This window comes from Hymenobacter profundi (assembly GCF_019334315.1).
GTDB classification, from domain to species: Bacteria; Bacteroidota; Bacteroidia; order Cytophagales; family Hymenobacteraceae; genus Hymenobacter; species Hymenobacter profundi.
On sequence record NZ_JAHWGL010000133.1, the window covers coordinates 1 to 11,099 of the forward strand.

The following is an 11,099-nucleotide window of genomic DNA, read 5'->3' on the forward strand; positions in this document are numbered from 1 at the left end:
ACATAAAAGCTATCGGCTAGCAGCTAATGGCTAACAGCTAATAAAAAATGGACATTTGCATCCTCGGCGCTGGTCCGGGCGGGGCCACGGCCGCCCTGCATCTCGCCAATGCCGGCCAGCCCTGCCTGCTACTCGACCGCGCCACCTTCCCGCGCGACAAAACCTGCGGCGACGCGCTCAGCGGTAAGGTCATCAATGAGCTGCGCCGGATTGATGCCAACCTACCCGCGCGGCTAGCCGCCTCGGCTGAGCAAGTGCCCTGTTGGGGCATCAGCTTTTTTGCGCCTAATGGTCGGCCCGTGGAGGTGCCCTTCCGGGCGCACTACAACCCCGCCGCCGAGGCCGCACCCGGCCACGTCGCCAAGCGCCTCGATTTCGATAACCTGCTGATAGAGCAAGTGCGCCAAAGACCCGAAATTGACTTTCGGGAGGGCGTAGACGTGGCTCGCCACGAGCGCCTACCCGATGGCCGATGGCAGCTTTTCGCGGCCGATGGCACACTGGTGGCTACCCCGCGGCTGCTGCTGATTGCCAACGGCGCGCAGTCGGCGCAGGCCCGGCAAATTGGCGGACACGTGCTGGAGCCCGCGCATCACTCGGCGGGGCTGCGCACCTATTATGAAGGGGTGACGGGTATGCACCCGCACGGCTTCATCGAACTGCACTTTCTGAAAGAATTCTTACCCGGCTACCTCTGGATTTTTCCCCTACCCAACGGCCAGGCCAACGTGGGGGTAGGGATGCGCACCGATAAAGTTTCGGCCAAGAAAATCAATCTGCGCGCCCGCCTCGACGAAATCCTGACTACACACCCCAGCTTCAAAAACCGCTTTGCCCAGGCCCAACGGCTGGGTCCGGTGCGCGGCATGGGCCTGCCGCTGGGCTCCAAACGGTGCTCCTTGTCGGGAGCTGGCTACCTGCTGCTCGGCGATGCCGGCTCCCTCATCGACCCGTTCACGGGCGAGGGCATCAGCCACGCCATGGTGTCGGGTAGGCACGCGGCCGACTGGGCTGCCCGTGCCGTGCAGGCCCAGAACTTCACCGCCGATTTTCTGAAAGGCTACGATGCCGCTGTGTACAATCGCCTGTGGCAGGAGCTACGTTTGAGCCGTGCCATGCAGCGGCTGCTGGCTTACCCCTGGCTGTTCAACTTTGTGGCCAACCGTGCCGTGCGTAACCCTACCCTAGCCCAAACCCTCACCAACATGTTCCTGGACCTAGACCTGCGCGAGCAACTCCGACGGCCCGGTTTTTATCTAAAGATGATGTTTGGCCGCTAACTTTCCGAACTGCAATTCGACCGGATTACACGTATTTTGTGCGCAGCGTGAGTAATACTCCCTATTGCTGAACGCTCCCTCCGTACTCCTGTAACAAACAACTTTAAGAGTAAACCATGAAATTTCTCCTTTCCATTCCCGGCCATACGCGCACTATCCCGATGGGGCGTTTTGTAGAAAAAGCCTTATTGGCGCTAGGACATGAAGTAGTGGTGTTCAATCATGAGCGCGACAATCAGGTGGAGCGGCTGCGCGAGAAAATTCGGTTTCAGGGGTTTCTAGATTATAAAAACCGTCAACTGCTGGAGGTAGTAGAAGCTACCAAGCCTGACGTATTTTTTACCATCTATGGCAAGACTCACGACGCGGCCACGCTACGTGAGTTGAAGCGCCGGGGCCTGCTTACAATCTGCTGGTGGTTAAACGACCCCTTCGACCTGGCCCAGCAGTACCTACCCTTATCCCTCTACGACTTTTTCTTCTCCAACAGTCGGGGCACTGCGCCGGTGTACCGCCACTACCATGTTCGCGAACCTCATTTCCTGCCCGTGGGTATTGATCCGGCTATACACCATCCCATGGAGGGCACGGAGCAGCAGTATGATATTGTTTTTGCCGGAGACCACCACCCCATCCGGGAGAAAGTGGTGCTGGAGCTAATTCAACATCATCGGGTAGCTATTATTGGGCCGTGGAAGCGCAAAATTTCCAAGAACTCACCCCTTCGCCCACATTTCTTGCGGCACGGCTACTTCACGCCAACGGAAATGGCGTTGCTCTTCAACCAAGCCCGCATCGTGCTTAATCTGCACACTTGGTACCAGCGCTGGTCGTATGGTGTCAACCCGCGCCTGTTCGAAGCCAGCGGCTGCCGCGCGTTTCAACTCTGCGATACCAAAGAGGAAATCCGGGATTTATACGTGCCAGATGAAGAAATTATACTCTATAATGATGCCTCCGAGCTACCCGAGCTATGCACGCACTACCTGGCGCGGCCAGAAGAACGCGCCCGGATTGCGACACAGGCCTACGCCCGCACTTTACGCGAGCATACCTACCAGCACCGTATGCAGGAGATGCTGCGAGTCTGCGGGCTGGAAGGGTAGAAACCCTAACAGTTAGCGCCGAGCGTGAGGTGCCAACGTGGCCGCTTTTTCCAAATCGGCGCGGGCTTCAGTGGGTTGATTGAGGGATGAATAGCTGGTACCGCGTGCTTCATAGGCGGCCGCGTAGGTAGAGTCGAGGGCAATGGCCTGGGTGAAGTCGCTGATAGCGGCTTTGAAGTTGAGGGTCTGCATGCGCGTTTTGCCCCTGTTGAAGAAAGCCTCCTTGTCGTTGGGGTTGTATTTCAGCGCTTTGGAGTAATCGGAAATAGCGGCGGAATACTGTTGTAACGCGGCGTAGGCCATACCCCGGCCGCGGTAGGCATTGGCATCGTCGGACTTCAGGCGCAGGGCGGCAGTATAGTCGGGTAGAGCTTCGGCGTAGTTACCGAGCTTTGTTTGGGCCTTGGCGCGGGTCAACAGCAGGTCGAAGTTGCGCGGGTGAAGCTTCAGGCCCGCGTCGGCCGTGCGGATGGCCGTGCGGTAATCGGCGGGGGTAACGTTAAGGTCTGGGGCGGCCGGTACGGGAGCTGTAGCGGCTGCCGACAGGCTGGCATCGGGAGCCGTGGCAGCGGCGCCTATGGTGTCCAGGTCTGGGGTGGCAGCCTCCATAGCTACGGCCCGGCGGGCAGCATCCGACTGCGTATAGGTAGGGTTTTCGGGCTCGGTGGTGCGGGCGCACTGCGTGGTGAGCAGCAGCGTAGCACCACAAATCAAAAAGGCTGGTATCGTTGTTCTCATGATAAGCAAAGGGCAAACAAACCGGCTACAATGACCGGCAGGTACGGCGCTTTTGTACGGACGGGCGTGGCAACCGGCTGCGCTTCACCGAAAAAAATACCCGGTAACACTCCCGCGGGTGGCGCTACCGCGGCGGTTGGGGCGAGTGCGCCCGGCTGCCTATCTTTGTCCTGTCCGGCAGCATCGTTGCCGGGTGGTCTTTTCCTTTCTATTTTATCTAGCAACACAACAGTATGGCATTGCAATACGACCTGGTCGTTATCGGCAGCGGCCCCGGGGGCTACGTAGCCGCCATTCGGGCCTCGCAGCTCGGACTGAAAGTAGGCGTGGTAGAGCGCGAGTCGCTGGGCGGCATCTGCCTCAACTGGGGCTGTATCCCTACCAAAGCCTTGCTGAAAAGCGCCCAGGTATTTGAATACCTCAACCACGCCAGCGACTATGGTTTGAGCGCTACCGGGGTGAGCCAGGATTTTACGGCCGTGGTGAAGCGTAGCCGCGGCGTGGCCGATGGCATGAGCAAGGGCATCAACTTCCTGTTCAAAAAGAATAAAATCGAAACGATTATGGGCACCGGCAAGCTGCTGGCACCCGGTAAGATTGAGGTAACCAAAGCCGATGGCGGCAAGGAAACGGTAGAAGCCAAGAGCATCATTCTGGCTACCGGTGCCCGCTCGCGCCAACTGCCCAACCTGCCCATCGACGACAAGAAAATCATTGGTTACCGCAAAGCCATGTCGCTAGAGCAGATGCCCAAGAAGCTGGTAGTGGTAGGCTCGGGCGCCATCGGCGTCGAGTTTGCGTACTTCTACCGCACCATGGGCTCGGAGGTGACCATTGTGGAGTACCTACCCCGCATTGTGCCGGTAGAGGACGAGGAAGTGTCGAAGCAGATGGAGAAATCCTTCAAGAAAATCGGCGTCAACGTCCTCACCGAAGCCGAAGTAACCAAGGTAGACACCAGCGGACAAGGCTGCAAAGTGACGGTGAAAACCGCCAAAGGTGAGCAGCAAATTGACTGCGACGTGGTGCTCTCGGCAGTAGGCATTGCCACCAACATCGAAAACATCGGCTTAGAAGAGTTGGGTATCAAAACCGACCGCGGCCGCGTCATCGTGGACGACTACTACAAGACCAACGTGGACGGTATCTACGCCATTGGCGATATCATTCCCGGTCCGGCGCTGGCGCACGTGGCCTCGGCTGAGGGTATCATCTGCGTGGAGAAGATTGCCGGGCACCACCCCGAGCCGCTCAACTACCAGAACATTCCTGGCTGCACCTACGCCCAGCCCGAAATTGCCTCCGTAGGGCTTACCGAAGCCGAAGCCCGCAAGCGTGGCCTCGACATCAAGGTAGGCAAGTTCCCCTTCTCAGCCTCCGGCAAAGCCTCGGCAGGTGGTGTGAAAGACGGGTTTGTGAAGGTGATTTTCGATGCTAAGTACGGCGAGTGGCTGGGCGCGCACATGATTGGCGCCAACGTAACCGAGATGATTGCCGAGGTAGTGGTAGCCCGCAAGCTGGAAACCACGGGCCACGAAATCATTAAGTCGGTGCACCCGCACCCCACCATGAGCGAGGCCATTATGGAGGCTTCGGCCGCCGCCTACGACGAGGTAATTCACCTGTAAGCTGCGCCAACGCGCTTCTGCAAGCAAAAAGAAAGCCCCGGTCGCCGTTATGCGCGCCGGGGCTTTTTGATGTTTAGGTACCCTAGCCATCGTACGTGCTGGCTGGGGTAAAAGCTCCTCGTTAGCAGGTGTCCTGCCCAGAACTATAATGCTGTATCTTGGGATAGTTTTCGTTTGCTTGATAAATTTGATATGCCCGCCCCCCCGGTTTCGCTGCCTCTACCTATTGCTGAGCCGGAAGGCCTGTTAGACGTTCTGTTGAACATTTCGCTAACGGGTATTATCCTGTTCCGCCCCCTGTTGGCGGCCGATGGCGAAACCATACGGGATCTGGCGTACGTGCGCCTCAATCGTGCCGCTCAGCAATTGCTCCAACAGCCAGAGCAGCCAACCGAAACGTTTTTAACGCTATATCCCAACGCGCAGCCCACAGGGGTATTTGCCTTCTACTGCGCGGCTTTTCGCTCGGGTAGGGTAGAGCGGCACCAGATGTTGTACCAGCACGATGGGCTTGATGGCTACTTCCAGTTGGTGGCGCAGCGCCACAGCGAGCTGCTGGTGGTCAGCTTCACAGACACCAACGAACACCCGCGCACGGCCGTGGAAGAGGCACTGCGCGTAAGCCAGGCGCACGAACAGAAAATGTATGAGTCTCTGAAAACAGAGCGCAACTTGTTGCACGCCATCTTAACCCAGTCGCCGGTGGCTATCGGCTTGTTTCAGGGCGACGACTGTACAGTGGCAGCCGCCAACGACCAACTATGCGCTATGTGGGGCTATGCGCCGGCGGAGGTGGTGGGCCGCCCGTTGCTAGAAGGCGTGCCGGAACTACGTGGCCAAGGCTTCGCGGAGCTAATTCGGCAGGTAGCCGACACGCGTACGCCCTTCGTAGGCACAGAGGTAGCAGCGGATGTATTGCAGAACGGGCAGGTTGAAACGCGTTACTTCAACTTCGTTTACCAGCCGCTGTATAACGCGGACGGCACAGTACTAGGTATCATCGACATTGTCATTGATGTCACGGAGCAGGTGTTGGCTAGGCAGAGGGTGCAGGAGTTGAATGAGGAACTGGCGTCCATTAACGAAGAGTTGCGGGCCACCAACGAGGAATACCTGAACGCCAATGCCGCGCTGGACCACACGCAACAGGCACTACAGCTGTTGAATGAAGAGCTGGAGGCCCGCGTAACCCGGCGCACGCAGGAAGCGCAGGTCGCGCTGCGCGAAGCCGAGCACCAGCGCGAGCAGCTGCAAGTGCAGCAAAGTCTGCTGCAACAGATTATGGGTCAGGTGCCCGCCGCCATTGCCACGCTCAACGGACCGGAGCACCGTTATTCCTTCTTCAACGACCAGTACCGGGTACTTTCCGCAGGTAGGGCCCAGATAGGACTGCCAGTGGCCCAGGTACTGCCAGAGGTGGTAGACCAAGGCTTTATCGACCTGCTGGATGGTGTATTTACTATGGGCGAGGCCTTTGCGGGCACCGAAATGGCTGTCTTGCTCCACGATCCTACCACCGGCCAGCCAGAGCAGCGGTATATTGATTTTATTTACCAGCCTCTTTTTGACGCGCAGCATCGTGTGCAGGGTGTGCTGGCCTTTATTCTAGACGTTACGGACCGGGTGCTGGCTCGCCAGCAGGTGGATACGCTACAGGCTGAAATGTTGGCTGCTGCCCAGCAACGGGCGCGAGAGCGGGAAAATCTGTATCAGATTTTTGAGCAAACTCCAGCGGTTATTTGCGTGCTGCGCGGTTCCGAGCATCGATTTGAATACTTCAATTCAGCATACCAAAAGCTTTTCCCAGGTCGGAATATGCACGGTCGTACGATTGCCGAAACGCAACCCGAAGCCGTAGCCCAGGGTTTTGTGGAGTTGCTGGACCAAGTGTACCAAACGGGTGAAACCTTCTTTGGGCATGCCGTGCCCTTGAGCATTGAAGATCTGGAAACTCAGGAAATTCAAACGATTTATTTCAATTTCACCTATCAAGCGTACTACGAGGCCGGCCAGACTGTAGGTATTTCTGTGTTTGCGTACGATGTAACCAGCCAAGTGCTGGCTCGTCAGCAGCGTGATGCGCAACAAGCTGAATTGCAGCGTATTTTTGAACAAGCCCCAATGGCTATTGCTATTCTGCGTGGTGCGGAGCTACGGGTAGAGCTGGCCAATTCTGCGGTAGGCGACATTTGGGGCCGCTCGCCGGCAGAGGTGGTAGGCCGGCCCTATTTTGAGGCCATGCCCGAAACCGCCGGGCAGGGGTTTGAGGAAATTCTGGCCGGCGTGCTCCAAACGGGGGAGCCTTTCTTGATTACGGAAGCGCCCGTGCAATTGCCCCGCCAGCAGAATAGAGAGGCACTAACGAGTTACGTCAATTTTGTTTTTCAACCACTCTACAACGCCCAGCGGCAAACCACTGGGATAGTAGCAGTAGGGATAGAAGTAACCGAGCAGGTGCTGGCCCGCCAGCAAGTGCAGGAGCTGAACAACGAGCTGCAAACGACCAACAAAACGCTGGGCCAGACCAACCAGCGGCTCGCCCGCATCAACACCGACCTGGATACGTTCGTGTACACGGCCTCACACGATTTGAAAGCCCCCATTGCCAACCTCGAAGGCCTGCTGATAGCCCTGCGCGAGCAGCTGCCCGTCGAGGCGCTGCAAGCCAACTTGGTGCCGCAGCTCCTGGAAATGATGGATGGCGCCGTTAGTCGCTTCCAGCAAACGCTGGTGCACCTCACCGATGTGTCGCAGCTTCAGCCCAATGAAGCTGGTTCCGAGCTGGTAGACCTCCCGACGCTGGTAGAAGCCGTGCACCTCGACTTGCAGCCCTTGCTGGCCGCAGCCAACACCACATTCACAGCCGATGTGGATGCCTGCACTACTGTGCATTTCTCGGCCAAAAACCTGCGCAGTATTCTGTACAACCTGCTCAGCAACGCCGTAAAGTACCGCGCCTACGACCGGTCGGCCATGGTGCACCTTCGGTGCCAGCGCAAAGACGAGGAGGTAGTGTTAACCGTGCGGGACAATGGCTTGGGCCTGGCCCAAGCGCAGCAAGAGCAGCTGTTCCGGATGTTTCGGCGCCTGCACTCCCATGTAGAGGGCTCGGGGGTAGGGCTCTATATGGTGAAGAAAATTGTGGAAAACGCTGGCGGTACGATTACCGTAGAGAGCCAGCCCGGCGTAGGTACTACCTTTACGGTTTACTTACCCGGCTAACGACCGGCTCACTGTGCCCTGTGGGGTGCCCTTTCTACTTTCAATGGAGAAGCTCGCCAGCGTTTTGCTCGTGGACGACGATGCAACCAATAATTTTCTGAATGAGCTGCTTTTCAAGAAGCTGGAAATAACTGACCGTCTGCTAGTGGCCGAAAGCGGTACGGAGGCCCTGCAACTGCTGCAACAGCCCGACGAATCGAACGGTCCCAACCTGATTTTGCTGGACGTGAACATGCCGGGCATGAACGGCATCGAGTTTCTGGAAAATTACGTGCGGCTGCCCGACGTGCAACGTCACGCTACCGTGGTGATCATGCTCACGACTACCATGGACGCCCGCGACCTAGCCCGCCTCAACGATTTGCCCATTGCCGGGCTGGTCAGCAAGCCACTCACGCAGGAAAAGCTGGCTACCATTTTGCAACTGCATTTTCAGCGCACCCTACCCAATTAAATTCGTCTACTTCTGCGCGATGGAACAACTGCCTTCGTACCCCCGTCTGTTTTCGTTTTTTGCGGTGGGCATTGCCCTGGTTTTGCTGGGCGCGCTGCTGAAGACACAGCACGCACAAGCGGCCAGCTGGCTGATACTCGCCGGGCTATCGGTGCAGGCAGTGGCCGGGATGCTCTTGGTCTATCGGTTTGCCAAGAGCAGGCAGCCGGAGGAGTAGGCTGAATAATGACGCTACTTTTGGTAGTGCCTTTATGAAAAGCCGGGGCTGCCTTTGAGTAGTTAGCACAGCCTAGACCTTTTCAACCGAGTCATTAGTAGAATAGAGCGTTTTCTACTCTGCGGTGGGCGTGAGGGGCACGGGCGTTGCCTTGGGTTTCTTACTCACCAAGAATACGCCTACAAAAATGAGGGAGGCTTGCAGGGCTTTTTCCACCGTGAAGGTGTCTTTGCCTAGGGCCACAGCAATGAGCACGGCCAGCACGGGTTGCAGGTAGAGGTACACGCCGGTGAGGGTAGGGGAGGCGTACTTCAAGGCCCAGTTGTTGAGCAAGTAGGCCACGATGGTCAGGAAAACGACCATATAAAGAATCTCGGCCCAGATAACCACCGGCAGACTGGCAAAGTCGATGGCCAAGGCTTGCCGCCAGCCGAAGGGTAGGGCCGCCAATGCTCCTACCAGAAAGATGCGCGCCAGCACCGTGAAAGGGTTGTACTTGCGCATGAGCGGCATCACAATCACCAGGTACACGCCGAAGGCCGAGGCATTGCACAAGATCAAAATATTGCCCAGCACCGGATTGGTGGCGTGCGCCACGCCGGGCACCTCGCGCCCCAGCACAATCAGCGCCGCGCCAATGCCAGCCACCAGGATGCCCACCACGCGCATGGGTCGGATTTTCTCGCCCAGCAGCACTGCCGAGGCCAGCACCACCACAATCGGCGACACGGTTTGCACCAGCGAGGCGTTGATGGGCGTGGTCAGGTTGAGGCCCCCGAAAAATAGCAACTGGTTGGCTCCAATGCCGATAATCCCGCTCAAGATAGCGCGCACGTTGTCAGCGCGGCCTGTGATGCGGTCTTTGCTCACAATGCGGCTCATTACCCCAAAAAACAGCGCCGCGCCCAGCGTCCGCAACACCACCAACCCAAACGGCCCGGCATACACAGGCATCACGTCTTTCGATAGGCTATAGTTGGCCGCATAAATCAGCGCAACCAGAAACAGAGCGGCGTGCAGCAAAACGGGGTTTTTCATGGCCGGCAAAGGTACGCAGCCTCCGTACCTTTGCACTATGTCTACTGGTTCCCTCTTCGATTCCGAAACGCCTTCCCGCCCTACCCCCACGAGCCCCGATGCCCCCCTGCCGGAGCGCCGCCGTCCGCGCACGCTGGCCGAGTACGCCGGGCAGCAGCACCTCATCGGGCCAGAGGGCGTGCTACGGCGCTACCTCAACGCCGGCCGCCTACCCTCCCTGATTTTGTGGGGGCCGCCTGGCGTGGGTAAAACCACCCTGGCCAACCTGCTAGCCCAGGAGCTGGGTAGGCCATTTGCGGCGCTGTCGGCCATCAACGCCGGGGTGAAGGACGTGCGCGAGGTGATTGAGCGCGCCAAGCGCCAGCCGGGCACCTTGTTGTTTATTGATGAGATTCACCGCTTTAGCAAGGCGCAGCAGGATGCGCTGCTGGGTGCAGTGGAGCACGGCACCGTCACGCTGATTGGCGCTACCACCGAAAATCCATCGTTTGAGGTGATTCCGGCCTTGCTGAGCCGGGCGCAAGTCTACACGCTGGAGGCGCTGGACAAAGACGTGCTCATTGGTTTAGTTGATACCGCTTTGGCTGAAGATGAGGCACTGAAACGCAAGAAAGTACGGGTAGACGAATACAATGCCCTGCTCACCATCTCGGGCGGCGATGCGCGCAAGCTGCTCAACCTGCTCGAAATTGTGGTGCAAGCCGCCTCGCCCGCGCCCGTCACCGGCGAAATCGTCATTACCAATGCTGTGGTGCAGCAGCTAGCCCAGCAGCACCTCGCCCGCTACGATAAAGGCGGCGAGATGCACTACGACGTGATTTCGGCCTTCATCAAAAGCATCCGCGGCTCCGACCCCAACGCGGCGCTCTACTACCTAGCCGTGATGCTGGAAGGCGGCGAAGACGTGAAGTTTATTGCCCGTCGCTTGCTTATCCTGGCTTCCGAAGACGTAGGAAACGCCAACCCCAACGCCCTGCTGCTGGCCCAGAGCTGCTTCCAAGCCGTCACGGTCATTGGCCTACCCGAGTCGGATATCATCCTGAGCCAGACAGTGGTATACCTCGCTACCTCGCCCAAGAGCAACGCCTCGTACAAAGCCATCCGCGAAGCACGGGCACTGGTGCGCCAGCAGGGCGTGCAACCAATTCCTATTCCGCTACGCAACGCGCCTACCAAGCTCATGAAGCAGCTCGGCTACGGCCAGGAATACCAATACGCCCACGACTACCCTGGCAATTTCGTATACCAGGAGTTCCTACCCGAACAACTCAGCGGCACCACCTTCTATCACCCCGGCGACAACCCCGCCGAGCACAAAATTCGCGAGCGGCTCCGCCAGCAATGGGGCGAGAAGTACGGGTATTGATTGAGGTAGAGATAAACCAGTCTGTCATCCTGAGCGGAGCGAAGGACCTT

General features: G+C 58.1%; 9 protein-coding genes. 7 read left to right on the forward strand and 2 right to left on the reverse strand.

Annotated elements, in window-relative coordinates:
- Positions 1 to 47 precede the first annotated feature (47 nt).
- Positions 48 to 1,280: a geranylgeranyl reductase family protein gene (locus KYK14_RS20130; protein WP_219161474.1), complete on the forward strand. Its 1,233-nt coding sequence runs from the start codon at positions 48 to 50 to the stop codon at positions 1,278 to 1,280.
- A 116-nt stretch (positions 1,281 to 1,396) separates the two neighbouring features.
- Positions 1,397 to 2,386 (forward strand): CgeB family protein, encoded by a 990-nt coding sequence (locus KYK14_RS20135; protein ID WP_185280873.1) that lies wholly within the window; start codon positions 1,397 to 1,399, stop codon positions 2,384 to 2,386.
- A 12-nt stretch (positions 2,387 to 2,398) separates the two neighbouring features.
- On the opposite strand, the gene KYK14_RS20140 is transcribed toward KYK14_RS20135, so the two are convergent.
- Positions 2,399 to 3,124, reverse strand: coding sequence for a tetratricopeptide repeat protein (locus KYK14_RS20140; protein ID WP_219161476.1), 726 nt, complete (start codon positions 3,122 to 3,124; stop codon positions 2,399 to 2,401).
- A gap of 233 nt (positions 3,125 to 3,357) precedes the next feature.
- Here KYK14_RS20140 and lpdA point away from each other — a divergent pair, with 233 nt between their 5' ends.
- The 4 genes from lpdA to KYK14_RS20160 all read left to right on the forward strand — a co-directional run bounded on the left by lpdA (position 3,358) and on the right by KYK14_RS20160 (position 8,645).
- Positions 3,358 to 4,752: a dihydrolipoyl dehydrogenase gene (lpdA, locus tag KYK14_RS20145; protein ID WP_185280871.1), complete on the forward strand. Its 1,395-nt coding sequence runs from the start codon at positions 3,358 to 3,360 to the stop codon at positions 4,750 to 4,752.
- 192 nt (positions 4,753 to 4,944) lie between these two features.
- Complete coding sequence (locus KYK14_RS20150; protein WP_219161478.1) at positions 4,945 to 7,974, forward strand: PAS domain-containing protein; 3,030 nt, start codon at positions 4,945 to 4,947, stop codon at positions 7,972 to 7,974.
- Between the two features lie 43 nt (positions 7,975 to 8,017).
- The gene (locus KYK14_RS20155) at positions 8,018 to 8,428 is read left to right on the forward strand and encodes a response regulator (RefSeq protein ID WP_185280869.1); all 411 of its coding nucleotides are present in this window, start codon (positions 8,018 to 8,020) and stop codon (positions 8,426 to 8,428) included.
- Positions 8,429 to 8,447: 19 nt separating this feature from the next.
- The gene (locus tag KYK14_RS20160; protein WP_185280868.1) at positions 8,448 to 8,645 is read left to right on the forward strand and encodes a GldL-related protein; all 198 of its coding nucleotides are present in this window, start codon (positions 8,448 to 8,450) and stop codon (positions 8,643 to 8,645) included.
- Between the two features lie 114 nt (positions 8,646 to 8,759).
- Here KYK14_RS20160 and KYK14_RS20165 read toward each other — a convergent pair whose 3' ends face one another.
- A complete protein-coding gene (locus KYK14_RS20165; protein ID WP_219161480.1) occupies positions 8,760 to 9,683 on the reverse strand; it encodes a DMT family transporter in 924 nt (307 codons plus the stop codon).
- 37 nt (positions 9,684 to 9,720) lie between these two features.
- On the opposite strand from KYK14_RS20165, the gene KYK14_RS20170 reads away from it, so the two are divergent.
- A complete protein-coding gene (locus tag KYK14_RS20170; RefSeq protein ID WP_219161482.1) occupies positions 9,721 to 11,049 on the forward strand; it encodes a replication-associated recombination protein A in 1,329 nt (442 codons plus the stop codon).
- The last annotated feature ends 50 nt before the right edge of the window (positions 11,050 to 11,099 follow it).